We start from the raw sequence: 25,178 nt of genomic DNA on the forward strand, positions 1-25,178 counted from the left end.
CGGTCTCCTTAGGCTAGATCCTCCAGCACCTCGCGGATGTCCTTTTTAATGCAGGTAAACATGGGGGTATCGCGGAGGGTGTAGAGGCTGGCCTCGGTAAAGCGCAGGCGCTGCACCAGATCGACGAACTCCTGGGGGTAGTTGGAGTCGAAGGCCACCACAAACTCCTGGTCGTCGATGCCGTAGGAGTAGGAGGTATTCAGGGTTACGCCGGTAAAAGGGGCCGAGACGTAGATGTGCTCGTCCATCATGCCCTGGCGGGCCTGGGGCGAAAGCTTGTACCAGGGCCGGGTCTTGACAAAGGGGTAGACGAACAGGTACTGGCCCTGCCCCGGCAGGAGGTGCACCCCCTCGCCCTCGGGGTTGAAGCGATCCACGTAGATGGAGCGCTTCTGCATGGAGAGGAAGGAGTAGGGCTGGCTCAGATAGCCGGCCAGCGCGGTGCGGTTGAGCTCGCGCTGCATGGCCTGGAAGTCGGGCACGTTAAAGCTGATGCGCCAGAGCATGAAGTCTACGTCGGCCCGGGTGCCCACCAGGCTGTAGGTGCGCAGGATAAAGCCCTCCCCCCGCTGAGCCCAGCGCTCACACACCTCGGCGAACTCGCGCTTGGCGGCGGCCTTGAACTCGGGGCTCTGCCTTCTGAACTCGGGGTTTAGCTTGAAGAAGGCGTAGTTCATGAACTGCCGTTTGGCCTGGTCGGGGGCCTTGCGGCTGATCAGGCCCGCCGGATCCAGATCGACCATGCGCCGGGTTTCCTTCTCTTTGTACTCACGGGTTTCCTTCTCGTTCATGCAGGTTCCTCGCTGTGTCGGTTGAACTGATGCACCACCTCGACCAGGTGGGCCACATGCTCTGGGGGTGTGGTGCGGATCACCCCGTGGCCCAGATTGAAGATATGGGGGCCGCCCAGACCAGCCCTGAGCACTTTATGGGCTTCCTGGGTAATGACCTCGAGCGGGGCCAGCAAGACCGCCGGGTCGAGGTTGCCCTGCAGGGTGTGGGCCGGGAAGAAGGGGCGCACCTGGGCCAGGCTCAGGCGCCAGTCCACGCTCACCACCTCGCAGGGTAGCTCCGCCAGCAGAGAATAGAGGTGCGAGGCCCCCACCGCCAGGTAGATGCGCGGCACACCCAGGCCGGCCAGGGCCGAGAGGACTTTCTGGTTGTAGGGCAGGCCAAAGGTGCGGTAGGTATCCGGGTCGTGCAGGCCAGCCCAGGAATCGAAAAGCTGGATGGCCTGGGCCCCGGCCTCGATCTGCATCCGCAGGTAGCGGATGGTGAGCTCGGTGAGCTTTTCCAGCAAGCGGTGGGCCAGGGCCGGCTCCTGGCGCAGAAAGGCGCGGAAGTCCTCGTAGTCCTTGGAGCCGCTCCCCTGCACCAGGTAGGTGGCCAGGGTAAGGGGGGCCCCGGCGAAGCCGACGAGGGCCACGGGCTTGCCGGCCAGTTCGCGCCGCACCAGCCGGATGGCCTCGGCCACGTAGGGTGCGATTTCCTGGGTTTCGGGCAGGTGCAGGGCCTCGAGCTGGGCCCGGCTGCGCAGCGGCTCGGCCACCACCGGCCCCGGGTTGAACTCGACCGGCACCCCCATGGCCGGCAAGGGGGTCATGATGTCGCTGAAGAGGATGGCCGCGTCCAGCGGAAAGCGGCGCAGGGGCTGTAGGGTGATCTCGGCGGCCAGCTCGGGGGTTCTTACCATCTCCCAGAAGCTGGCCCGGGCCTTGATGGCGCGGTACTCGGGCAGGTAGCGCCCGGCCTGGCGCATCAGCCAGAGGGGGGCCCTGGGGGTATCTTCCCCCCAGGCGGCCCGCAAAAATAGTACGCTCGCGGTGGTGGTGAGGTTTTTCAAGTTAGCTCCTTAGAAAAAGCAGTATCGGATTTGCACTCGGGCTCCGGGGTGAAGCGGTAACCCACCCCCCAGACCGTATGAAAGTGCACCGGGCGGGCCGGATCGGGCTCGAACAGCCGGCGCAGGCGCATCACGAAGTTGTCGATGGTGCGGCTGCTGGGAAACACCTCCTGGCCCCAGACCCGGTCGAGGATCTCGTCGCGGCTTACCACCTCGCCGGCCCGCTCGATCAAAAGGCGCAGGATGGCCATCTCGCGCTCGCCCAGGGCCTCTTTGCGACCATCCTGGAGGTAGGCCGTCCAGGCCCGAAAATCCACCCGATGGCCGGCAAACTCGTACACCGCCCTTGGGGTCTCGGCCCGGCGGCGCAGAAGGTTCTTGACCCGCAACAAAAACTCGGGCAGGTGGAAGGGTTTGGCCAGGTAATCGTCGCCCCCCACCCTGAGGCCCTCCACCCGCTCCTCGGGGGCCCCTCTGGCCGATAGGAACAGCACCGGGGTGGTCTGGCCCTGGGCGCGCATCTGCCGGCAGACCTGCAGGCCATCGAGGCCCGGCAGCATCACGTCGAGCACCACCAGGTCGGGGTTCCAGGCTGCCCAGCGTGCCAGTGCTGCGCGACCATCCGGGGCAATTTCTACCACGTAGCCCTCGCCCTCGAGGTTATCGGCCAGGGCCCCGGCCAGGGCCGGCTCATCTTCAACCAGCAGCACCTTGGGCTTCACGCAGGCCTCCTTTCACCCACCAGCCCCTGCGCCTCCACCAGGGGGAAGCTGAGCACAAAGCGGCTGCCCTGGGGCAGGGCCTCGGCCCAGACCCGGCCCCCCATCAGCTCGGTGATGCTTTTGACCAGATAAAGCCCCAGACCCAGTCCGCGGGTGCGGCGGGTTTGCTCGTCGCCCACACGGTAGAAGGGTTCGAAAATTTGCTGTAGCTGCCCTTTCGACAAGCCCACCCCCCGGTCTTCCACCTCCAGCACGGCCTGCCCTCCCCTACTGTGAAGGCGCACCCAGATTGGTTTTTCTGGCTGCGGGCTGTATTTTATGGCGTTGTCCAGCAGGTTCGAGAGCACCAGAGCAAAAGCCTCTGGGTCGAGGTCGACTGGAAGGGGGGTGGGTGCGGGCTCGAGGTGCAGCACGGCCCCACGGGCCGCCAGGGTTTGTTGTTGGCGGGCCAGACACCGGCTGACGGCCTGGTTCAGATCGTGGCGTTCCGGCTTTATCTGGCCCATGCCCTGGGCCAGCCTCGAGGTAGCCAGCAGCCGCTCGGTAAGGTCTTCCATGCGGTCAATTTCGTGGGTCATGTGCTCCAGGTAAGCGAGCTGCTTTTCGCGGGGCAGCTCGCGCATGGTGAGGGTCTGGGCCAGCAGGCGCAGGGTGCTGATGGGGGTGCGAAACTCGTGGGAAGCGGCCATCAGAAAATTCTGCTGGCGGCGTTTGAACTCCTGCTCGCTGCGCAGGCTGCGCCCGATGATGTAAAGCCCCAGGAGCATCACCAGCAAGAAAACCGGCCCCTCGTAGGCAAACATGCGCAGGTGGCGCATCTGCTCGGTGCGGTAGGCCTGTAGCCGCTCGGGGTTGACATACACCCGCTCCCCCTCGACCTCGAGGTGCGGGAAGGCCTTTTGCAGCTCGAGCCTCAGCGTTTCGCGCTTCTCAGGCGCGGTGGCCGCCCAGAGCTGCTGCACCAGCGCGGCCTCCTGCAGCCAGGCGGTCTCGGCGTACTCGATGTTTTGCTGGATGGTGTTGCGCTGAAAGACCAGCCACCAGACCACCTGGGCCAGCAGGAAGACCACCACCACCCCGAAGGCCACCCAGACCCAGCCTCGAGACGAACGCATTTGCATCAACCTTCGCAGTAAACCCACCTCCCGATCGCCCCTTCCAGGCCCAGCCAACATATTGCCCAGTTGATCCACTCCTTCAAAGGGTCTTTTATCCCATAGGGGCATCACAAGGTTTTCAGATCCAGCCCTGGGCCAGGGCCTCCTGGGCGTGGTAGCTGATGATCAGGTCGGCCCCGGCCCGCTTGATAGCCATCAGGGTCTCGCGCACCGCCCGGGCCTCGTCCAGCGCTCCAGCCCGGGCCGCCGCCTTGAGCATGGCGTACTCCCCGCTCACGTTGTAGGCCACCAAAGGCAGTTGGGTTTGTGGCCGCAGGCGGGCCAGGATATCGAGGTAGGCCAGCGCGGGCTTCACCATGAGCATATCGGCCCCTTCGGCCTCGTCGAGGGCGGCTTCGCGCAGGGCCTCGCGAGCGTTGCGGATGTCCATCTGGTAGCTCGAGCGGTCGCCAAAGCTGGGGGCGCTCCCCGCCGCCTCGCGGAACGGGCCGTAAAAAGCGCTGGCATACTTGACGGCATACGAAAGGATGCCCACCCCGGTGTGGCCGGCCTGATCCAGGGTGCGGCGCAGGTAGCCCACCCGCCCGTCCATCATGTCGGAAGGGGCCACGAAATCGGCACCGGCCTCGGCATGGGCCAGGGCCATGGCGGCCAGTTGCGGCAACGAGCGGTCGTTGTCGATCTGCACCCCCCGCGGTGTCTCCTTCAGTACCCCGCAGTGGCCGTGGGTGGTGTGGGCACACAGGCAGACGTCGGTGTAGATGACCACCTCCTCGCCAAAGGCCTTGCGGGCTTCCCGGATGGCAGTGGGCACCGGGCCTTGGGGGTCGGCGGCGCTCTGGCCCAAGGGGTCTTTCCAGGCATCGGGCAGCACGCCAAAAAGCAGCAGGCTGCGCAGGCCCAGCTCGAGGGCGCGTTCGGCCTCGAGCAGGAACCGATCCACGCTGTAGCGCTGGATTCCGGGCAGGGCCCCGATGGGCTCGGAGTGCCCCCGGCCCGGTATCACAAAAAAAGGGGCTATGAAGTCTGAGGGGCGCAGGTGGGTCTCGGCCACGCTCTCGCGCAGGGCGGCGCTCTTACGCAGGCGGCGGGGGCGCCGTGCAAGGTCGAGCGGGGCCTCGAGGGGTCGCACTTCGGGGTTGTCTAGATCGAGCATACTTCACCTCGGATGTATCGGACTGTTTCTAGAACAGCCTCCACGCTGGGCCTGGGCACCACTGTGTGCGAGAAACCCCGTTCGGATAGGGCCGCGGCCGTGGTAGGGCCCAAAGCCAGCAGGTGGGCCTGGCGTCCAACCGCTTCTGGCAGGGCTTCTACCGCGGAGGGGCTGGACAGCAAAACCAGTTCTGGAACCGGCAGCTCGGGGGGCCAGGGCACGGGCTGGGTCTGATAAACCACCACGCTCCGCACCACATAGCCCGCTTCTCGCAGGCGCTGGGCCAGCACCGGGCGCGCGCGGTTGCCTTGCGGCAGCCCCACGAAACCAAAGGGCCTCTGGGCCAGGAAGGCTTCGGCCAGGCTCTCGGCGGTCTCCTCGGGGGCTACCAGGTCTACCCTACCACCGGCCTCTTCCAGGGCCTGCTGGGTGGCCCGGCCCACCGCCCCCAAGGCCCGGCCCTGCAGGCCACCCCCTAGCTCGAGCACCGCCCGCACCGCCGACACGCTGGTAAACAGCCACCAGCGGCAGTCGGCCAGCGGCGTCAGGTCGGCCGGCAGGGTCTGGGTTCGCACCAATGGAAGACGCAGCACCTCGAGGCCCATCGCCTCCAGGCGCTCCTGCAAACCTTCCAGGCGGCCTTCCGACTGGGTTAGTGCGATGCGCATACCACCTCCGGATGCTCGGCGCGAATCTGGTCAAAAACGGCCTGCGCCACGGCCTCGGGGGTTGGGGCCTGGGCCTGGTAACGTCGGCCGCCATACCAGGCCAGAAGCGCCAGCCCCTGCGGGGTGGCCTGGGCCAGCGCCCCCAGGGCCAGCTGACAGCCCCCGGCCAGCTTCTGCATGAGCCCCCGCTCAGCCCCCACTGTGCGGCGGGCCTGGGGATCGTCCAGGGGTTGGAGCAGGGTTTTGAGACGCTGATCGTCTGAGCGGCACTCCAGGGCCAGCGCGCCCTGGGCTGGAGCCGGCACCATCACAGTCGTGGGCAGCACCTGGGTGTAGAGCCCGCGCAAATCCAGCTCGAGCCGCTTCAAGCCGGCATAGGCCAGCAAAATAGCGTCGTACTCCCCGCGCCGGAGCTTATCCACCCGGGTCGGCACATTCCCGCGCAGCTCCTTTAGGCTCAGGTCGGGCCTGAGCTGCCTGAGCTGGGCCTGCCGCCGCGCGGCGCTGGTGCCTGCCAAGGCCCCTGGGCGCACGGGCAGGCCCTGTGCTGCCTCGTCAAGGGCTTCGGCACGAACGAGCAGAACCTCCCTGGGGTCTTCCCTGGGGGGCACAGCGGCGATAACCAGTCCTTCGGGGCGGGCACTGGGTAGATCCTTGTAGGAATGCACCGCCAGATCGGCCTCGCCGCTCAGCACCGCATCCTGCACGGCTTTGGTAAAGAAGCCCTGGCCCTGCATCTGGGCAAAGGGCAGGCTTTCCCGGTCGCCCTGGGTCTCCACCACCACCAGCTCCACCCGGGCACCCTGCCGCTCGAGCTGCTCCTTCACCCAGCCCGCCTGCCACAGCGCCAGCCGGCTGCCACGCGTGGCAATACGCACCCTATCCACGGATCACCCCCTGGTGCACAGACCCCACCCGGGCTTCGTCCACCGGATGCACGGAACCCACCCCGTCCCGAAGGGGATCGTCCGCCCCAAGACCGGCTTCCTGCAAGAACACCTCGGCGGCCTCGGGGCCATACCGCCGGGCCAGGCCGCGCAGGCCCTTCACCGGGAAATGCGCGAAGCGGTGGGCCAGTCGCTCGATGAGTTCGGGCTCGGCCTGCCCATCCAGGAGCTCAACCAGGGTGCGGCGGTAGGCCTCGCGCATCTGGGTGATGGCCGGTGCGATGGCCCGCTCGGCCCACTCGAGCAGGGCCTGCTCCAGCTCCTGGGCCACAATCAGCTCGGCCCTGGCCAGCTCGGCCCGCAGACGCGCCCGGCGCTCTTCACCCAGGCGTTCCAGCCGCTTCAAGTCGAAGAGCACCACCTCCCTGGCGGCCTCCGGGACTATGTTGGCCGGCATCCCCAGATCCACCGCCACCCTGAGCCGGGGCTGGCCCTGAAAAAAAGAGGCGCCAAACAGCCCCGCCACCGGGGTGGCGGCCACCAGGGCCTCGAGCTGCGGAGGGTTCTTCAGGAAATCGCAGAGCGACATGGCCCGAGCGCCCAGCGCCTCAGCCAGGGCCTGGGCTTTCTCGGGGGTGCGGTTCACCAGCAACAGCTCGATGCCGGGCAGGGCCGCCAGACTGCGGGCCGCCAGGCTGCCCATCTCGCCGGTGCCCACCACCGCCACCCGGGCCGGGCGGGGCAGAAGGGCTTCCAGGGCAGGGCGGGCCAGGCTAAACAGCGAGGTCTGGGCCGGGGCCAGCTCCACCTCCCGGCGAACCCGCTTGGCGATCTTGAGTGCGCTCTGAAAGGCAAAGTGGGTCAGGGGGCCTACGCTTCCGGCCTTTTGCGCCGCCTCAAAGGCCTGGCGTACCTGCCGCATAATCTGATCCTCGCCAGGGTTCACCGAGTCGAGCGAGGCCGCCACCCGGGCCAGGTGCTCCAGTGCAGCCTCGCCCTGGTAGGCGTACCCCCGGGGGAGTCCGGGGGGTATCAGGGCCTGTCGGGCCTGCTCGAGCGCCACCCCCCCCTTCAGGGCCAGCACCACCTCGAGGCGGTTGCAGGTTAGGAGGGGCACCCACTCCTCGGCCAGGGCCGACACCTCAGGGGCACGGTACTGCCACCACTCATTCCACTGGGTCAGGGCCTCAACCCCACCCCTCCGCTGTGAAACCCCAATCAGGGCCAGCCGCTCCATACGAAACTGATTATCAATAGCAAAACGCTTAGAAAAGTGTCACAAAACTGTCACCGGCCTCATCTACCCCGCCAATTGTACCGTGTAAAACCATCTGGAACGCACTCATGGGATGCGCCCTTGACCCACCGGTTCCCTGGGTTGTCCTATAAGGCCCCGGGGTGCTAAGTTCTGGACATGCGCCACTCGATCACGCGGTCGGAGGAGTTATTCAAAGAAGCCCAGCAAGTGATACCCGGCGGGGTAAACTCGCCGGTGCGGGCCTTTAAGGCCGTGGGCGGCACGCCGCGCTTCATTGCAAGGGCCCAGGGGGCCTACCTCTGGGACGCCGATGGCAACCAGCTCCTGGACTATATCGGCTCCTGGGGGCCCATGATTCTGGGGCACAACCACCCGGCGGTGGTAGCGGCCATCCAGCAGGCCCTCAGCGAGGGCCTGAGCTACGGGGCCCCCACCGAGCGAGAGATCCGGCTGGCCCAGCGGGTGCGGGAGGCCTACCCCAGCGCCGACCTGGTGCGCTTTGTGAGCAGCGGCACCGAGGCCACCATGAGCGCCCTGCGGCTGGCCCGCGGCTACACCGGGCGCGACCGGATTGTGAAGTTTCGCGGCAACTACCACGGCCACGCCGACAGCCTGCTGGTGCAGGCCGGCTCGGGCCTGCTCACCGGCGGCACCCCCTCCAGCGCCGGGGTGCCCCAGGCCTTCGCCGAGCTGACCCTGGTGGCCGACTACAACGAGCCCCAGGCCCTGGAAGACCTGTTCCAGCGCTACGGCGAAGAGATCGCCGCAGTGATCTTCGAGCCGGTGGTGGGCAACGCAGGGGTGCTCATCCCCACGCCCACGTTCCTCGAGGCCCTGCACCACCTGACCCGCCGGTACGGGGCCCTGCTAATCGCCGACGAGGTGATGACCGGCTTCCGCCTGGCCAAGGGGGGCGCGGTGGAGCTTTTTGGCCTGAAGCCCGACCTCATCTGCTGGGGCAAGATCCTGGGGGGTGGGCTGCCGGTGGGGGCCTACGGGGGCCGGGCCGAGATCATGCAGCAGGTGGCGCCGCTGGGCCCGGTCTACCAGGCCGGCACCCTGAGCGGCAACCCCCTCTCCATGGCCGCCGGGCTGGCCACCCTGGAGACCCTTTTCCAGGATCCCCCCTACGAGCGGCTCGAGGCCTATGGGGCGGCGCTCGAGCAAGGCCTGCAAACCCTGTTTGCCGAGGCCGGGCTGCCGGTTGCCATCAACCGCGTAGGCTCCATGATCACGGTTTTCTTCCGCGAAGGGCCTGTACAAACCTACACCGAGGCCGTGGCCTCCGACACCGAGCGCTTCAAGGCCTTCTTCCACGGCCTGCTGCAGCGGGGCGTCTACTGGCCCCCCAGCCAGTTCGAGGCCGCCTTCTTCTCGACCGCCCACGGCCCGGAGGAGCTTGACAAAACCCTCGAGGCCGTAGCCCAGGCGCTGAAAGAACCCGCGGCCTTTGCGGGATAAATCCCAGCGGGCTCAGCCCTGCGGTTTGTGCCCTGCAAAAGCCAATCGCACCACACATGGGGTCAGAGCGCACCCAAAAACCAGTCCCAGGGTCTACAAAAAATAGCCCACTGTGTTTTTGTAGTGCTGATTTTGGGCGGGTTGGTTCGGGATAATGGGCGCAGATATGAACCTCGAGGCCATACATCTTCTCTCCAAAGAAGCCTTTGTCGAACGGGTGGGCTGGGTCTTTGAGCACTCGCCCTGGATCGCCGAGCAGGCCTGGGAACGCCGTCCCTGGGCCAGCCTCGAGGCCCTCTACCAAAGCCTGGTGCAGGTGGTGCAGCAGGCCCCAAAGGAGGCCCAGCTCGCCCTCCTGCGGGCCCACCCCGACCTCGGCAGCCGCGCCCGCATGGCCCCAGCCTCGATAGCGGAGCAAAAGGGGGCCGGGCTGGACGCCCTCACCCCCGCCGAGCTCGAGCGCATCCAGGCCCTGAACCGGGCCTACACCGAGAAATTCGGCTTTCCCTTCATCCTGGCGGTGCGGGGCAAGACCAAAGCCGAGATCTTCCAGGCCATTGAGCAAAGGCTCCACAATGCCCCGGAGGTGGAGTTCCAGACGGCCCTGGAGGAAGTGTTCAAAATTGCCCGTTTCCGCCTGGCCGACCTGCTGACCGAGACGGGGTAAACCAAACCAACGCGGCTCAAGTTTGACAGTGCGCCGGTGGCAGCGCCTAGAATCAGACTGGACAGCACCATGAACCCCCTACACCAAGACCGACTGCGAATCGTCAAGTGGCCCTGGGTGCTGGCCCTCCTGGCCCTCTTCGCCGTGGCGGTGGCGCTCACCCTGGCCAACGGCTGGCAGGCCCACGCCCGGGAGTGGCTCAACCTGGTGGTGCGCTGGCTGCACATCATCTACGGCATCGCCTGGATTGGGGCCAGCTTCTATTTCATCTTTCTGGAGAACGCCCTCGAGCGCCAGGGGGTGCGGGCCGAGCTCTCCGGCAACCTCTGGGCCATCCACGGCGGCGGCATCTACTACCTGGAAAAGTACAAAACCGCCCCCAAGGAGCTGCCCCGGTACCTGCACTGGTTCAAGTGGGACGCCTACCTCACCTGGGTGACGGGGTTCCTGCTCCTCATCATCGTCTACTACGCCGACCCCCGGACGATTCTGCTGGCCCCCGGCAGCACCCTGCCGGGCTGGGCGGCCATCGCGATTGCCATCGGAAGCCTGGGGGCGGCCTGGCTGGTTTACGTGGGGCTTTCCAGCACCCAGTTGCTCTACCGCCCGGCTTTGTTTTTGCTGGTGGGCGGGGTGCTGGTCGCGCTGGCGGCCTACCTGCTGGGGCAGGTCTTTAGCGGGCGCGGCGCCTTTATGCACATCGGGGCCATGCTGGGCACCATCATGGCCGCCAATGTGTTTTTCGTGATCATCCCCTCGCAGAAAAAGCTGGTGCGGGCCGCGCAACAGGGGGAAACCCTCGACCCCAACTTTGTGGCCTGGGTGCAGCTTCGCTCCCGCCACAACAACTACCTCACCCTGCCGGTGCTCTTCACCATGATCGCCCACCACTTCCCCATGACCTATAACCACGGGGCCAACTGGCTCATCCTGATTCTGCTCTTTGCGGCCGGGGTGGCGGTGCGGCACTTCATCAACGTGACCGAGAAAGAGCACCACAAAACCCTGGTGGAGGGCGGGGCCATGCCCTACCTGCTGGTGCTGGCGGCGGCTTTGCTCCTGGGGGCCTTCTACCTGACCGCCCCGCGCCCCTCCACAGCAGCCCAGAACCAGCCCCCGGTGACCTTTGCCGAAGTGCACGATATTATCGTGCAGCACTGCCAGATGTGCCACGCGGCCCGCCCCACCCAGCCGGGTTTTGTCTCGGCGCCGGGCGGGGTGGTGCTCGAGACCCCCGAGCAGATCGTGGGATATGCCCAGAAGATCAAGCAGGTTGCGGTGGACACCCAGTACATGCCGCTGCTTGTACCGGGGGTTCCGCCCATGACCCCCGAGCAGCGGGCCCGGCTGGGGGCCTGGGTGGCCCAAGGCGCGCCGGGGCCGTAGGATTAAGGCATGGCACGGCTCTCGACCCATGTGCTGGACACCGCCCACGGCCGCCCTGCGGCGGGGCTCGACCTCGAGCTCTACCGCCTCGGCCCCTCGGGCGAGCGCACCTTCGTGACCGCGGCCCGCACCAACGCCGACGGCCGCACCGATACCCCCTTGCTCTCGGGCGAGACCATCCCGGTGGGCCGGTACGAGCTGGTCTTCCACGTGGCCGCCTACTTCAAGGCCCAGGGCGTCCCCCTGCCCGACCCCCCCTTTCTGGACGAGGTGCCCATCCGCTTTGGCATCGCCGAGGCCCAGGGGCACTACCACGTACCGCTGCTCATCTCGCCCTACGGCTACAGCACCTACCGGGGTAGCTAAATATAAACGCACGCAGCGCAAACTTATTGCAAGTAGTCCTAACAAAAATAGCAACTATATCAAACTAGATACGAGCACTTGACAAAGAAAAAAGTTTTGTTATAAATTTGTTATAAATCAGTTAGGAGACAATGATATGAGTGATAAAGAACCGCAAAACCAATCTCCTCAAGTGGGCGTACAGCAGGTCAAAGATATGACCCCACTTTCTACTGGGGAAAAAATTGTTTTAGTCCTTGTTTGCATGTTTCTTACCCCACTTGTGGGGCTCGTCGCTTATCTGTTCTTCGCGTCTAACGCACCAGTCAAAGCACGACAAAGTGCCATAATTAGCCTGATCTTCTTGGGGCTGTACATAATCTTGATAATAGCGTCCATATTCCTCGTTGCTGTGTTCTCTTCCGGCTCGATGTGATACTAGACTGTAATGGTTTGCGGTCTCTTCCAAGAAAGTTGAAGAAGCTCCACCTAGCAACGCCTAGTAAGGTTTGTGCGACACTGGCTCAACGGAGGTTTCAGCAAGGGAGCGATTCTGTGTTGCAGACCTTCCACATTAGGCTCCTGTATTGCCTCGGCACCCACTCATTTGCGAAAATGTTTTGACATACGGCATGGCATAATCCGGTAAGGTAGACCCGTGGAAACCAACCATCGGGAACCGATATCGAGGGAAGTCAATACTGACTTCCCTCAACTAGCCCAGGAAGCCCTCGAGCGCTGCCACATCCTGGGCCGCCTGTCCGAAGAAACAGGCCGCCTGACCCGCACCTTCCTCTCTCCGCCCATGCGGGAGGTGCACCGGCTGCTTACCGCCTGGATGCAGGAGCTGGGCATGACGGTGCGGGTGGACGCGGTGGGGAACCTGATCGGGCACTACCCCGGCCAGAACCCCGAGGCCCCGGCCCTGCTGATGGGCTCGCACGTGGACACCGTGCGCGATGCGGGCCGGTACGACGGCCTTCTGGGGGTAGTGCTGGCGCTGGCGGTGGTGAAGGCCCTGGGGGGCCGGCGGCTGCCTTTTGCCCTCGAGGTGATCGCTTTTTCGGAAGAAGAAGGGGTGCGGTTTGGGGTGCCTTTTTTGGGGAGCAAGGCCATCGTCGGGCGGTTTGAGCCGGAGCTGCTAAAGCTGCAAGACGCCGAGGGGCAGACGGTCGAGGCGGCCATCCGGGCCTTTGGCCTGGAGCCTGCCCAGATCCCCCAGGCCGCCTATAACCCCGCCCAAGTCAGGGGGTTTGTGGAGTTCCACATCGAGCAGGGGCCGGTGCTGGAGGCCCTGGGGTACCCGCTGGGCCTGGTGGAGGGCATCGTGGGGCAGAGCCGGCTCGAGGTGGCCTTCCGCGGCCAGGCCGGACACGCCGGCACCACGCCCATGCACCTGCGCCGCGACGCCCTGGCCGGGGCCGCCGAGTGGATGACCCTGGTCGAGCGCGAGGCCCGCGAGGAGCCGGGCCTGGTGGCCACGGTGGGCATAATTACCGCCCTGCCCGGCGCGGCCAACGTGATTCCGGGGGAGGTGCGGATGAGCCTGGATGTGCGCCACCTCGAGGACGACACCCGCAGCCGGGCGGTGGCCAACCTGATCACCCGGGCCCAGCAGGTGGCCCAGCGCCGGGGCCTCGAGCTCGGCTACCGCACCCTCTACGAGCAGCCCGCCGTGCCCTGCGACCCCGACCTGAACGCGCTGCTGGCCCAGGCCTTGGAGGCCCAGGGCTACCCGGTGCACCGGATGGTCTCGGGGGCCGGGCACGATGCCATGATTATGGCGGCCCTGTGTCCCGCCACCATGCTGTTCCTGCGCAGCCCCGGCGGCCTCTCGCACCACCCCGATGAGGCGGTCTGGCCGCAGGACGTGGAGGCCGCCCTGCGGGTGGGCCTGGACTTTTTGCACAGGCTGGCGGCCGAGGCTGGGTAGGAGGGAACGATGCTCGACCTGATCGTGCGCGGTGGAAAGCTGGTCACCCCCGAAGGGGTACGGCAGGCCGACCTGGCGGTCGCGGAGGGGCGGATTGTGCAGATCGCCCCGGAGATTACCGAGCCGGCCCGGCAGGAGATCCGCGCAGAGGGCTTGCACGTCTTTCCGGGGCTGATCGACGTACACGTGCACTTCAACGAGCCGGGGCGGGCCCACTGGGAGGGCATCGCCAGCGGCAGCGCGGCCCTGGCCGCCGGGGGCGGCACGGCGTTTTTCGACATGCCGCTCAACTCCCTGCCCTGCACCCTCGACGCCCCTTCCTTCGACCAAAAACTAGCGGCCATGCGGGCTTCTTCCTACACCGACTTTGCCTTGTGGGGCGGTCTGACCCCCGGCAATCTGGAGCACCTGCCCGAGCTGGCCGAACGGGGCGTGATTGGCTTCAAGGCCTTCATGTCGAACTCCGGCCTGCCGGAGTTTCCGCCCTGCGACGACGGCAGCCTGTACGAAGGCATGCGCATCGCCGCCCGGCTGGGCCTGCCGGTGGCCGTTCACGCCGAGTCGGAGGCCCTGACGGCCCACTTTACCCAGCAGAAGCGCCGGCAGGGCCAGACCACCTGGCGCGACTACCTGGCCTCGAGGCCGGTCTTTACCGAGCTCGAGGCCATCCAGCGGGCCCTGTTGCTGGCGCAGGAGACCGGCTGCAAGCTCCACATCGTGCACATCAGCTCGGGGGCGGGGGTGGCGCTGGCCGCCGAGGCCAGGGCCCGAGGGGTGGACGTGAGCCTCGAGACCTGCCCCCACTACCTGGCCTTCACCGAGGAAGACCTGGAACGCCTGGGGGCTGTGGGCAAGTGCGCCCCGCCCCTGCGCTCCCGCGAGCAACAAACTCTGCTGTGGAACCAGGTTTTGCAGGGACAGGTGGACATCGTCGCCTCCGACCACTCCCCCAGCCCCCCCGAGATGAAGCAGGGCCAAGACTTTTTTGCCATGTGGGGCGGGATTGCCGGGGTGCAGTCCACCCTGGCCGTGCTGCTCACCGAAGGCTGGCAGCAGCGCGGGCTGGCCCTGGAGCGGCTGGCCGCCCTGCTCTCGGCCAACCCGGCGCGGCGCTTTGGCCTGGTGGGCAAGGGCCTATTGGCCGAAGGCTACGAGGCCGATTTCGCCCTGGTAGACCTGCAGCAAACCCACACCCTAAAGCCCCAGAACCTGCGCTACCGGCATCCCATCTCACCCTACCTGGGCCGTAGCTTTGTGGGGGTGGTGCGGGAAACCTGGCTGCGGGGCCAGCGGGTGTATGCCTTGGGTAAGATAGAAAAGCCCAGCGAGGTTCGCTTGCTCAAGGGGACAATCCCCTTCGAGACAGCACCCTGACGGGCCTGTTTGCCCAGAGGTCTCTATGAGCCTGACCGGTTTTACCCGTACCCGCGTAACCCCCGACCACGCCCTCCTGACCCCCGATACCTTTGTGCGGGCCCCCCTGCCCGGCTGGAAAAACACCGCCTGCATCGTGCACATCTCCCCCGAGCTGGGGGCCCGCTTCAAGATGTACACGGTGGAGATGGAGGCCGGCGGCACCGGCGAGATGACCCTGCTGGACATCCAGCGCTTTGCCTACGTGCTGGAAGGTGCGGTGGCCCTCGAGGTGGGCGGTACCCGGCATACCCTGGGGGCCCAGCACTACGCCTACCTGCCGGCCAACACCCCGCACCGCTTTGAGGCCGCCGCCCGCGCGCGGATGGTGGTGTTCGACAAGCCCTACCAGGCCCTGGCCGGGGTAGAAGTACCCTCGGTGGTGATCGGGCACGAGCCCGATATCCCCAGCAGCCCGCTCCTGGGCGACGAGGCCCTGCAGGTGCGCCTGCTCTTGCCGGACAACCCCTCTTTTGACATGGCCGTCAACACCATGACCTTCGAGCCTGGCGCCCACCTGTCCTTGGTGGAGACCCACGTGATGGAACACGGCCTGCTCTTCCTCGAGGGCGGCGGGGTGTACCGGCTGGGTGACTGCTGGTACACCGTGCAGGCCGGCGACGTGATCTGGATGGCCTCCTACTGCCCCCAGTGGTTTGGGGCTTTGGGTAAAACGCCCAGCAAGTACCTGATCTACAAAGACGTCAACCGGCACTCGCTCGAGCTGCTCTCCTGATGAAGACACCCTGCACACCGTATCTGGACGGTGGAGGCCGGCTGGCTGGGTGCGGTAAACTTCTTGTGCTAATACCAGATGGGAGTGCTCAAGGATTCAAAAAGACAGCCTCACGGAATTCTTGATTGACGATGGTCCTTTTGAATCCGGTATGGATTCTCCCCAAGACTGGCTGAAGAATATCTAGGAAAAATTGCCGGAGTAGCCCATGATCGTACGACCCCTGGTAGACCAAGAACGAATTATCCGCGAACTCGAGGCCCTGGCGGAGTTTTCCGATACCCCCAAGCCGGCCATTACCCGCATCCTGTTTACCAAACCCGACCTCGAGGCCCGGGCCTACCTCAAGGGGCTGTGCGAGGAAGCGGGCCTGCAACTGCGCGAGGATGCTTTGGGCAACATCTTCGCCCGTTGGGAGGGCTCCGCACCCGATTTACCGGCGGTGGGCACCGGCTCGCACTTCGACGCCATCCCCTATGCCGGGATGTACGACGGCACGGTGGGCGTTTTGGGGGGGCTGGAGGCCATCCGCTCTTTGCAGCGCAGCGGCTTCAAGCCCTACCGCTCCATTGAACTGCTCATCTTCACCGCCGAGGAGCCCACCCGTTTTGGCATCGGCTGCCTGGGAAGCCGGGCCCTGGCCGGGGTCTTGAGCGCCGAGTCGCTGCGAGGGCTCAAAGACCCGGAGGGGCGCAGCCTCGAGGAGGTGCGCTGGGAGGCTGGCTATATGGGCCGCCTGGAAGACGTGGCCCTCCCCGAGGGCTACTACTCGGCTTTTGTGGAGCTGCACATCGAGCAAGGGCCGGTGCTCGAGCAGGAGCGCGTTCCGCTGGGCATCGTGACGGCCATTGCGGCCCCGGCCTCCCTGCGGGTTCACCTGGAGGGGGTGGGCGGCCACGCCGGCACCGTCCTGATGCCCGACCGGCGCGATGCCCTGTGCGCTGCCGCCGAGATCATCCTGGGGGTAGAGGCCTTTGCTAAAAGCAGCGGCAGCATCAACACCGTAGCCACCACCGGTTTTTGCGAGGTTTATCCCAACGCCGTCAACAGCGTGCCCAGCCGGGTCAGGCTCGAGATCGACATCCGGGATGTCGAGCAATCCCGCCGCGACCAGGTGATCCGCAACGTAATTCAAGGTGTCGAGCAGGTCTGCACCCGGCGTGAAATTAAATACAGCGTGGAGATCATCAACATCGACCCCCCAGCCAAAGCGGGTTCCGAGGTACTCAAAGCGCTTGTTGCTGCCTGCAGCGAGGCCGGGGTCAGGTTTAAGTTGATGGTGAGCCGGGCCTATCACGACTCTTTGTTCATGGCCCGGATTGCCCCAACCGCCATGCTCTTCATTCCCTGTCGGGAAGGCATAAGCCACCGCCCAGACGAGTACGCTGCCCCTGAGGACATAGCCAGAGGCACCTACGTGCTGGCCCTCACCCTGGCCAAGCTCTCGCTGGCCGAGGACAAAGCTGCGTTGAAGGAAGACCCCGTTCTGCTCGATGAATAACCTTGGTTGGATTCAAGAAGAGCTGCACGGCAAGTCCGACCTCACAAACTCCACTGCACTCCGAGTTAGCGATCCAACGGAAGATTGGCTCGAGCGGAGCCTCGAGGTAAAAAACACCCGCCCAGGGGCGGGTGGATGGATCGGTGAAAACCGTCTCAGGCCCTGGCCTTATTCACCAACTCGGCAAAGGCTTCGGGCTGGCGCACCGCAATATCGGCAAGAATCTTGCGGTCAAGCTCAATGCCGGCTTTCTTAAGGCCGTGCATAAACACGCTGTAGCTCAGACCATGCTGGCGAGCAGCCGCGTTGATACGCACAATCCACAAGCGGCGCATATCGCCCTTGCGCTTGCGGCGGTCGTTGAAGGAGCGCATGGCCCCGCTAAACAGGGTTTCGCGGGCCTTGCGCACACTCTTGGAACGCAAACCATAGAAGCCCTTGGCCCGCTTAAGAATGGCCTTATGTTTACGACGACGAACTACACCGGTCTTGGCGCGTGGCATTCTGTATCACCTCTCCTTATACGTCGTAGGGCATCAGGCGGTGGACACGACGCTCTTCGCCCTTCGAAAAGGTAAAGTCGCGCCCTTTCTGACGGCGGCTTTTACCCGATTTGTGCCAGTTGAGGTGGCGCTTTCCCGGCTTTTTGCCTACCACTTTGCCTGTAGCCGTAATCTTGACACGGCCTTTGGCGCCCTTATGGGTCTTCATCTTAGCCATGGTCTACTCCTAGAGTTTGCCGCCCAAGTGCCTCATCTCGAGGGCTTTCGACTCGGCAGCCTTGCAAGTATAGCATCCTTTCAGGCCCCTGCCAACCCTAGTGTAATCGGTCAATACATTTGAGACTCCAGGGGAACCGACACCTCCTGTAGCTTAGCCAGGTACTCCACCGGCGCCAACCCCCCCAGGGCCATGTGCGGCCGGTGCAGGTTGTAGTGCTCCAGATAACCCTCCAGCTCCCCTTGAATAGCCTCTATCCCCAGCGGTAAAGCCCGCGTGTAAAACTCATCCCGAAACGTCCGCTGCAGCCGCTCTACCATCCCGTTCAGCTTCGGACTCCTCGGCGGCAAAACAAAAAGCTCTATCCCCAATACCCGACAACCCTCCTCAAACTCCGCCATGAACTCGCTGCCCCCATCCACCTGGATCGCACGGATGACACAAGGACATCGCCGCACCAGCTGCTGCAGAAAATCCAGCGCCGTCTTAGCACTCGCCCGGCTGTACACCCCCGCCGTCCCCCAGCGGCTTACCGTGTCCACCGCCGTAAACTGCCGCAGACCCGTCCCGTCCCCCAGATCCACCCACAGCGTATCCACCTGTACCAGATCCCCAGGCCGCAGCGCCGTGTACTCCGCGGGCTTCCTCCGGGCATAGGGCCGCTGGCTCTTCCTGCGCAAACGGGCCTTACGGTTTCTGGCCAGGAAAGCGCTCACCGGCTCCACCCGGCCGCTTCGCTCCAGGTAGCTCAGGATGCGTCCTACCGTGCGTTCGCTTAGGGTGTAGCCCTCTCTGTGCAGTCTCTGCCCGATGCGCCAGCGGCCCCAGGTGGGGTTTTGTTTGCGCAGCCGCTCTATGCGTATGAGGACATCGGGTTTCCAGTGTACCTTCCGGCGCAGCTTCCTGGGTTTGCGGCTTTTGGGTTTGAGGCCGGCAAGGTCTTGTTCTTCGAGTCTTTTTTTCCAGCGGTGGTAGGTGGCCTTGCTGATGCCTACCAGCTTTTGGACTTCGTCCCAGGGAACTTTCTTTTTTCTGAGGGTCTCTACCAGTTTGAGCTTCCGCAGGCGCTCGGCCACGACGGGGTCGCCGGCGCCTGCTTGTTCGAGCTGGCTGGCTTGGTTGGCGGCTTTGAGCAGGGGTTTTCCAACTGTAGTAAGCTGCATCTGGGGGAACCTCCTTTCCAGAGTCGGTTCCCCCTATTCTCTTTCGCTCAGAGTCTCACATGTATCCGGCCGAGCACACCTAGACGATGTTTTTTTCCCGCGTTTTGGCATCTTCCAAAAAGCGTTCGTAGCGCAGTGCGTCTATATTCAAGCTGTAAGCCCGTCCATCCGCTACTTCCTCGGCCATCAGACGGCCCACCATGGCGGCCTGCTGCACCCCGTGGCCGGAAAAGCCACAGGCGTTGACCCAGCCCTCCACACCCGGCATCCAGCCCAGGATGGGGTTGTGATCGGGGGTGACCTCGTAGTAGCCCCACCAGCTCGCTTTTTGGTCGAGGTTACACCGCTCGAGCCAGGGAAAGCGGGCCAGGCCCGCCTCCAGGGTGGGCTCGAGCCAGCCCCAGTCCATCCCTTCCTGGAAGCCCAAATCGGCCGGATTGCTGCGACCAAAAATCAACCGGTCGTGCTCGGGGCGAAACCAAAAACCGCTGGACAGGTCTATGGTCAGGGGATGCCAGGAAGGTTGGGGCAGGGGCGCGGTGCAGAAAACCATCCGCCGGGCGGGCTGCACGGGAATTTCCAGCCCGGCCCGTCGCCCCACCTCGCCCGCCCAGGCCCCGGCCGCGTTGACCACCACCCGGGCCTCGAGCGGCCCTCTGGAGGTCTGCACCTTCCACCCCGCCGCGGTCGGTTGTGCCAGGCCAAACTCGGTCTCGGTATGAACCAAAGCCCCCATCTCCCTGGCCCGCCGCAGATAGGCCAGGCAGATGCCGTGGGGGTCTACGATACCGTCGGCAGGGCCATAGGTGGCCCCCCGGATGGCTTCCAGGCCCGCCGCCATCGGTGAGAAGCTGAACCACTCCTGGGCCGCCTCGAGGTCGCGCACCTCCACGGGCACCCCCAGGCTGCGCTGCAACTCCACCCCCGCCAGGTGCTGTTCCCACCGAGAGCCCGGTACCAGAAATAAATAGCCAATGGGCCGGTAAGCCGCCTCGGGCATCGCTCGATATTCCTGTATGGAATACCAGGACAGGAGGATGTTGGTGGCTTCGGTAAACTGCACCCGCACACCCGCCGCACTCTTGCCGGTCGATCCCATAGCGGGTGCGGGGGCCTTCTCCAGCACGCCCACCCGCAGGCCCCGCTCAGCCAGCCGGTACGCACAGGCCGCGCCGATAATGCCCGCCCCAACTACCAGAACATCGTATTGCGCCATCGTGCCTACTTTAGCGCACAAACCGAACCCTTACCAAACAAGCAGCCCGGAGATGGAAAGGAAGGGCTCTAGGGTGCAAAAAGATAGCTGCTGAAGGTCTTTGCTTTGGCTGAATTTTTGAGAACTACACCCCCAAAGCCAGCGCCGCAAGGGCCGCCCTGCGCAGCAAGTGCAGGTAAGCTTCCGGCGTGTTTGCACGCCCCATCACCAGACCCCCAACCCCACGGTAGGGCGGGGTTAGATCGAACCAGCAGGCCTCATCCGGGAACGGTAGCAGCAGGAGTCCTGGCGCCAACCAGGGCACCTCCCGCCCTGCCAGGGCTGCATCTACCAAGGCTTTCGCCTGGGCCTGGGCCATGGGCCGTCGGGGCAACGGAACCGCCTGCTCGAGGGCCCACCCCTGCTGCTGGGCCAGATGCCGATAGGTCGGCCAGTCGTCCACATCGGCAAACCAGGGCCCCGCCCCCCACTCGACCCGCTCCACGCGTTCTTCGTAGGCCCGCAGGATGGCCCGCGCCCCCTGATCCCCTCTGAGCTTTTGAATCTCCGGGAAAAGCTGGGCCGACAGGTAGACCGGCGGCAGCACCTGGCCCTGCAGGCTGGCCGCCACCGCCACCGAGCGCGGGGCTCGAGCCTGTATGGCCTCTCTCAGTTGTTCGAGCCTTTTCGGCTCGAGCGCCGGCATATCGGCCAGGAATACCAGCACGCCCGCCGCGTCCGGCAAGGCCCGTACACCGGCTTTCAGCGAGGTGCTCTGCCCGTAACGGTAATGGCGGTTGAGCACCGCGCGCACCCTCGCGCCCCGCCGTCCCCCGCTGGTTGCCACCCAGCGCTCCACCACGTAGCGGGTTACCTGCGATGCACGCCCCACAACTACGGCAATGCGTCCATCCACCACACAAGCAGCCCGCTCGAGCACCCGTGTCAGCAGGACATGGCCCTCACCCGCCGGTAGCAGCATTTTAGGCACCCCGAACCTCGAGGCCCGCCCGGCCGAAAGCACGATGGCATCCACCATAGCCCATGGTAAAGCATTGCAGCTTGGCGAAAATTGATACAAACTGTAAGCTTAAACATTCTTGCTAGATAGGTTTAGGCCATAGATTATTCTGGCTTGCAAAAGCAAAAAGGAGGCTGGACTGCATGATACCTGCGGCCTTTGAGTACAAACGTCCGATGTCCCTCGAGGAGGCCCTGAGCCATCTGGCCCAGTACGGCACCGACGCCCGCGTGCTGGCCGGAGGACAGAGCCTGATCCCGGCCATGCGCTACCGCCTGGCCCAGCCTGCAGTGCTGGTCGATATCAACAAACTACCCAACCTGGGCTATATGAAAGAAGAAAATGGGATGCTCTGCCTGGGAGCGCTGGTACGGGATACCGACGTGGAGTTCAGCCCCGAGATCAGAAGCAGGTATCACCTGATTAGCGATGTCTCGATGGTTGTTGCCGACCCGATTGTGCGCTTCCGCGCCACCGTGGTGGGCTCCCTTTGCCACAACGACCCCTCCGGCGACTGGGCGGCTGCGGCCATTGCAGCGCGGGCCCAGATGGTCATCCAGGGCCCGGGCGGGGCTCGAGTGGAGCCCATCGACCAATTCCTGGTGGATAGCTTTGCCACCTCCATCGGCGAGGGCGAGATGGCCGTGGAGGTGCGTTTCCCTGTCCCCAACACGCTCACCTCCGGGGCCTACGAAAAAATCGAGCGGAAGGTGGGCGACTACGCCACCGCCGCTGCGGCTGTACAGATTGAGCTCAACCCCGACGGTACCATCAAGGAAGCCGGCATCGGCATCACCGCCGTGGCCCACATGCCCCTGCGGGTTGAGGAGGGGGAAAAAATCCTGCGGGGTCAGAAACCTACGCTCGAGCTGATCCGGGCCGCCGCCGAAGAAGCCCGCAAAATTGCCGACCCCAATCCCGATGCGCGCGGCTCCGCCGAGTACAAAAAGGACATGGCCCGGGTACTGGTAGGCCGGGGCCTGATTAAGGCCCTGAAGCGCCTGAATGTGGTGGTGGCCTGAGGCCTGTAGCTGCTTTAGTAGGAGCTCAGCATGGAAATCACACTAAAAATCAACGGCTCAGAGAAAAAACTCAGTGTGGAGCCCCGCACCCTGCTGGTGCACGCCATCCGCGATGCCGGCCTGACGGGAACCCACATCGGCTGTGATAGCTCTTCGTGCGGGGTTTGTACGGTGGTGCTCGACGGTAAAACCGCCGTCAAAAGTTGCACCATGTTTGCGGTTCAGGCCGAGGGCCACGAAATTACCACCATCGAGGGCATGGCCCAGGGCGGCCAGCTGCATCCATTGCAGCAGGCCTTCCACGACCAGCACGGCCTGCAGTGCGGCTACTGCACGCCCGGCATGATTATGGCCGCGCACGTGCTCTTGCAACACAACCCCAACCCCACCGAGGAAGAGATTCGCTTCGGCCTCTCGGGCAACCTCTGTCGCTGCACCGGCTACCAGAACATCGTCAAGGCGGTGCAACAGGCCGCCGAGATGCTGCGTCAACCATCCAGCGCGGCCGCCGACGATTAACTTCTCTGGTTTTCTTGGCTGAAAGGAGCACCCATGGCAGTCCAAACCCCCAACCTCGAGCCCAAGGGCATCCAAGGGCTCGGCAAGGCCATCAAGCGCAAGGAAGATGCTCGCTTTATCGTGGGCAAGGGCAACTACCTCGACGATATCAACCTTCCAGGCATGCTCTACATGGCCCTGGTGCATAGCCCCTACGCCCACGCTAAAATTCTGAACATCGATACCAGCGAGGCCCTGAAAATTCCCGGTGTCAAGGCCGTTATCACCGCCAAAGACCTGGCCGCCGCGGGGCTTTCCTGGATTCCAACCCTGGCCGGCGATAAACAGATGGTGCTGGCCGACGGCAAGGTGCTGTACCAGCACCAGGAGGTGGCCGCCGTATACGCCGAGACCCGTCAGGCCGCCGCCGACGGGGCCGCCGCAGTCCAGGTCGAGTACGAGCCCCTACCGGTGGTGGTGGATCCCTACAAAGCCACCGCCCCCGACGCGCCCGTGCTGCGGGAAGACATCAAAGACCAGATGAGCGGGGCCCATGGCCCCCGGCGGCATCCCAACCATATCTGGACCTGGGAGGTGGGCTCCAAGGACGAAACCGAAAAGGCCCTGGCCCAGTCCGAGGTACGCATCAAGCAGCACATGGTCTACCCCCGCAGCCACCCGGCCCCCCTGGAGCCTTGCGGCTGCATCGGCGATATGAACAGGGCCACCGGGCGGCTTACGGTCTACATGACCACCCAGGCGCCCCACGCCATCCGCACGGTGCTGTCGCTGGTAACCAAGATTCCCGAGAACAACATCCGGGTCATCTCGCCCGATATTGGTGGCGGCTTTGGCAACAAGGTGCCGGTGTATCCGGGCTACGTGTGCGCCATCGTGGGCAGCATCGTGCTGGGGGCGCCGGTCAAGTGGGTCGAGACCCGTACCGAGAACCTCACCACCACCGGCTTCGCCCGCGATTTCCACATGGACATCGAGATTGGGGCTACCAAAGACGGCAGGGTCACGGCCATGAAGGTCTACACCCTGGCCGACCACGGGGCCTTTGACGCCGCCGCCGACCCCAGCAAGTACCCGGCGGGCTTGTTCAGCATCTGCACCGGCTCCTACGACTTCCAGAAGGCCTACGCCCAGGTCGAGGCGGTCTACACCAACAAGGCCCCCGGCGGGGTGGCCTACCGCTGCTCCTTCCGCGTAACCGAGGCCAGCTACCTGATTGAGCGCAGCATGGATGTGCTGGCCCACGAGCTCAAGATGGACCCCGCCGAGCTGCGCCTCAAGAACTTTATCCAGCCCCACCAGTTCCCCTACCCCTCGGCCCTGGGCTGGACCTACGACTCCGGCGACTACGAGAAAACCCTGAAAGTGGCGCTCGAGCGAATCGGCTACCACGAGCTGCGTAAAGAGCAGGCCGAGAAACGAGCCCGGGGCGAGCTGATGGGCATTGGTATCTCCACCTTTACCGAGATCGTGGGGGCCGGGCCCAGCAAGGACTTCGACATCCTGGGCATCAAGATGTTCGACGGGGCCGAGATTCGGGTGCATCCCACGGGCTCCGCCATCGTGCGGGCCGGCACGCGCCACCAGGGCCAGGGCCACGAGACCACCTGGGCCCAGATCGTCTCGGAGGAGCTGGGCCTGGATGTGGACAAGATTATTGTGGAGGAAGGCGACACCGACACCGCCCCCTACGGCCTGGGCACCTACGCCAGCCGCAGCACCCCCACCGCCGGCGGGGCCATGGCCCTGGCCGCCCGTCGCATCCGCGAGAAGGCTAAAAAGATTGCCGCCCACCTGTTGGAAGTCGGCGAGAATGACGTGGAGTGGGTGGACAAGAAGTTCCAGGTCAAGGGCGTGCCCGGCAAGAGCGTGACCATGAACGAGGTGGCCTTTGCCGCCTACACCAACCCGCCCCCGGGCTTGGAGCCTGGGCTGGAAACCACCTACTACTACGACCCCCCCAACCTGACCTTCCCCCACGGGGCCTACGTCTGCGTGGTGGACATCGACAAAGGCACCGGCGAGGTCAAGGTGCGCCGCTTCGTGGCCATCGACGACTGCGGCACCATCATCAACCCCATGATTGTGGAGGGGCAGGTGCACGGCGGCCTGACCGAAGGCTTCGCCATGGCCTTCATGCAGGAGATCGCCTTCGACGAGCAGGGCAACCACCTGGCCTCCAACTTCACCGATTACCTGCTGCCCACCGCCCTCGAGACCCCCAAGTGGGAGACCGGCCACACCGTGACCCCCAGCCCCCACCATCCCATTGGGGCCAAAGGGGTGGGCGAATCCCCCACCGTGGGCAGCCCGGCCGCCTTCGTGAACGCCGTGGTGGACGCTTTGGCCCACCTGGGCGTGCGCCATATCGACATGCCCATCACCCGTGAAAAGGTCTGGCGGGTGTTGCGCTCAGCCGGCATAGACGCTTTCTAAAGCCATCCCTG

24 protein-coding genes and 1 pseudogene are annotated in these 25,178 nt (G+C 64.9%); 12 read left to right on the forward strand and 13 right to left on the reverse strand.

Annotated elements, in window-relative coordinates; genetic code table 11:
• Positions 1-8 precede the first annotated feature (8 nt).
• From MTAI_RS07985 to MTAI_RS08020, 8 genes are all read right to left on the reverse strand, one after another.
• On the reverse strand, positions 9-791 hold the full coding sequence (locus MTAI_RS07985) for a chlorite dismutase family protein (protein WP_027888434.1): 783 nt from the start codon (positions 789-791) through the stop codon (positions 9-11).
• Positions 788-1,843 carry a uroporphyrinogen decarboxylase gene (hemE, locus tag MTAI_RS07990; protein ID WP_027888435.1) on the reverse strand — a complete coding sequence of 352 codons (1,056 nt, stop codon included), beginning with the start codon at positions 1,841-1,843 and terminating at the stop codon, positions 788-790. Before hemE ends, MTAI_RS07985 begins: the two co-directional genes overlap by 4 nt.
• A complete protein-coding gene (locus MTAI_RS07995) occupies positions 1,840-2,565 on the reverse strand; it encodes a response regulator transcription factor (protein WP_027888436.1) in 726 nt (241 codons plus the stop codon). Before MTAI_RS07995 ends, hemE begins: the two co-directional genes overlap by 4 nt.
• The gene (locus MTAI_RS08000) at positions 2,562-3,686 is read right to left on the reverse strand and encodes a sensor histidine kinase (RefSeq protein ID WP_223299743.1); all 1,125 of its coding nucleotides are present in this window, start codon (positions 3,684-3,686) and stop codon (positions 2,562-2,564) included. Before MTAI_RS08000 ends, MTAI_RS07995 begins: the two co-directional genes overlap by 4 nt.
• Before the next feature lie 115 nt (positions 3,687-3,801).
• Entirely contained in the window at positions 3,802-4,839 is a 1,038-nt protein-coding gene (gene hemB / locus MTAI_RS08005; RefSeq protein ID WP_027888438.1) for a porphobilinogen synthase, read from the reverse strand.
• Positions 4,827-5,507, reverse strand: a complete 681-nt coding sequence (locus MTAI_RS08010) for a uroporphyrinogen-III synthase (protein ID WP_027888439.1) — start codon at positions 5,505-5,507, stop codon at positions 4,827-4,829. Before MTAI_RS08010 ends, hemB begins: the two co-directional genes overlap by 13 nt.
• The gene (gene hemC / locus MTAI_RS08015) at positions 5,492-6,394 is read right to left on the reverse strand and encodes a hydroxymethylbilane synthase (protein ID WP_043982984.1); all 903 of its coding nucleotides are present in this window, start codon (positions 6,392-6,394) and stop codon (positions 5,492-5,494) included. The genes MTAI_RS08010 and hemC overlap by 16 nt, the downstream gene beginning before the upstream one ends.
• Positions 6,387-7,631, reverse strand: a complete 1,245-nt coding sequence (locus tag MTAI_RS08020) for an NAD(P)-binding domain-containing protein (RefSeq protein ID WP_027888441.1) — start codon at positions 7,629-7,631, stop codon at positions 6,387-6,389. The genes hemC and MTAI_RS08020 overlap by 8 nt, the downstream gene beginning before the upstream one ends.
• 177 nt (positions 7,632-7,808) lie before the next feature.
• On the opposite strand from MTAI_RS08020, the gene hemL reads away from it, so the two are divergent.
• From hemL to MTAI_RS08065, 9 genes are all read left to right on the forward strand, one after another.
• Positions 7,809-9,113 carry a glutamate-1-semialdehyde 2,1-aminomutase gene (gene hemL / locus MTAI_RS08025; RefSeq protein WP_027888442.1) on the forward strand — a complete coding sequence of 435 codons (1,305 nt, stop codon included), beginning with the start codon at positions 7,809-7,811 and terminating at the stop codon, positions 9,111-9,113.
• A gap of 166 nt (positions 9,114-9,279) precedes the next feature.
• On the forward strand, positions 9,280-9,780 hold the full coding sequence (gene uraD / locus MTAI_RS08030) for a 2-oxo-4-hydroxy-4-carboxy-5-ureidoimidazoline decarboxylase (protein WP_027888443.1): 501 nt from the start codon (positions 9,280-9,282) through the stop codon (positions 9,778-9,780).
• Between the two features lie 69 nt (positions 9,781-9,849).
• Entirely contained in the window at positions 9,850-11,166 is a 1,317-nt protein-coding gene (locus MTAI_RS08035; RefSeq protein WP_036197255.1) for a urate hydroxylase PuuD, read from the forward strand.
• A 9-nt stretch (positions 11,167-11,175) separates the two neighbouring features.
• Entirely contained in the window at positions 11,176-11,532 is a 357-nt protein-coding gene (uraH, locus tag MTAI_RS08040; protein ID WP_027888445.1) for a hydroxyisourate hydrolase, read from the forward strand.
• A 136-nt stretch (positions 11,533-11,668) separates the two neighbouring features.
• Entirely contained in the window at positions 11,669-11,947 is a 279-nt protein-coding gene (locus tag MTAI_RS08045; RefSeq protein WP_131455703.1) for a hypothetical protein, read from the forward strand.
• A 222-nt stretch (positions 11,948-12,169) separates the two neighbouring features.
• Complete coding sequence (locus tag MTAI_RS08050) at positions 12,170-13,444, forward strand: allantoate amidohydrolase (RefSeq protein ID WP_241768760.1); 1,275 nt, start codon at positions 12,170-12,172, stop codon at positions 13,442-13,444.
• A 9-nt stretch (positions 13,445-13,453) separates the two neighbouring features.
• Positions 13,454-14,818 (forward strand): allantoinase, encoded by a 1,365-nt coding sequence (locus tag MTAI_RS08055; RefSeq protein WP_027888448.1) that lies wholly within the window; start codon positions 13,454-13,456, stop codon positions 14,816-14,818.
• Between the two features lie 25 nt (positions 14,819-14,843).
• Positions 14,844-15,593, forward strand: a complete 750-nt coding sequence (allE, locus tag MTAI_RS08060; RefSeq protein ID WP_027888449.1) for a (S)-ureidoglycine aminohydrolase — start codon at positions 14,844-14,846, stop codon at positions 15,591-15,593.
• Positions 15,594-15,801: 208 nt separating this feature from the next.
• Positions 15,802-17,094 (forward strand): M20 family metallo-hydrolase, encoded by a 1,293-nt coding sequence (locus MTAI_RS08065; protein WP_027888450.1) that lies wholly within the window; start codon positions 15,802-15,804, stop codon positions 17,092-17,094.
• A gap of 155 nt (positions 17,095-17,249) precedes the next feature.
• On the opposite strand, the gene rplT is transcribed toward MTAI_RS08065, so the two are convergent.
• The 5 genes and pseudogenes from rplT to MTAI_RS08090 form a co-directional block, all read right to left on the reverse strand.
• Entirely contained in the window at positions 17,250-17,597 is a 348-nt protein-coding gene (gene rplT, locus MTAI_RS08070; RefSeq protein ID WP_013013666.1) for a 50S ribosomal protein L20, read from the reverse strand.
• A gap of 16 nt (positions 17,598-17,613) precedes the next feature.
• Complete coding sequence (rpmI, locus tag MTAI_RS08075; RefSeq protein WP_013013665.1) at positions 17,614-17,814, reverse strand: 50S ribosomal protein L35; 201 nt, start codon at positions 17,812-17,814, stop codon at positions 17,614-17,616.
• Positions 17,815-17,823: 9 nt separating this feature from the next.
• Positions 17,824-18,977, reverse strand: a pseudogene (locus MTAI_RS08080) (integrase core domain-containing protein).
• A 79-nt stretch (positions 18,978-19,056) separates the two neighbouring features.
• Positions 19,057-20,193, reverse strand: a complete 1,137-nt coding sequence (locus tag MTAI_RS08085; RefSeq protein WP_027887919.1) for an NAD(P)/FAD-dependent oxidoreductase — start codon at positions 20,191-20,193, stop codon at positions 19,057-19,059.
• 124 nt (positions 20,194-20,317) lie between these two features.
• Positions 20,318-21,211: a nucleotidyltransferase family protein gene (locus MTAI_RS08090; protein ID WP_027887918.1), complete on the reverse strand. Its 894-nt coding sequence runs from the start codon at positions 21,209-21,211 to the stop codon at positions 20,318-20,320.
• 125 nt (positions 21,212-21,336) lie between these two features.
• On the opposite strand from MTAI_RS08090, the gene MTAI_RS08095 reads away from it, so the two are divergent.
• From MTAI_RS08095 to MTAI_RS08105, 3 genes are read left to right on the forward strand one after another with little or no spacing between them, the layout of a single operon-like run.
• Positions 21,337-22,215, forward strand: coding sequence for an FAD binding domain-containing protein (locus tag MTAI_RS08095; protein ID WP_027887917.1), 879 nt, complete (start codon positions 21,337-21,339; stop codon positions 22,213-22,215).
• A 30-nt stretch (positions 22,216-22,245) separates the two neighbouring features.
• Positions 22,246-22,734 carry a (2Fe-2S)-binding protein gene (locus MTAI_RS08100; RefSeq protein WP_027887916.1) on the forward strand — a complete coding sequence of 163 codons (489 nt, stop codon included), beginning with the start codon at positions 22,246-22,248 and terminating at the stop codon, positions 22,732-22,734.
• Between the two features lie 33 nt (positions 22,735-22,767).
• A complete protein-coding gene (locus MTAI_RS08105) occupies positions 22,768-25,167 on the forward strand; it encodes an aerobic carbon-monoxide dehydrogenase large subunit (protein WP_027887915.1) in 2,400 nt (799 codons plus the stop codon).
• Positions 25,168-25,178: the final 11 nt, after the last annotated feature.

This window comes from Meiothermus taiwanensis WR-220 (assembly GCF_003568585.1).
Classification (GTDB): domain Bacteria; phylum Deinococcota; class Deinococci; order Deinococcales; family Thermaceae; genus Meiothermus; species Meiothermus taiwanensis.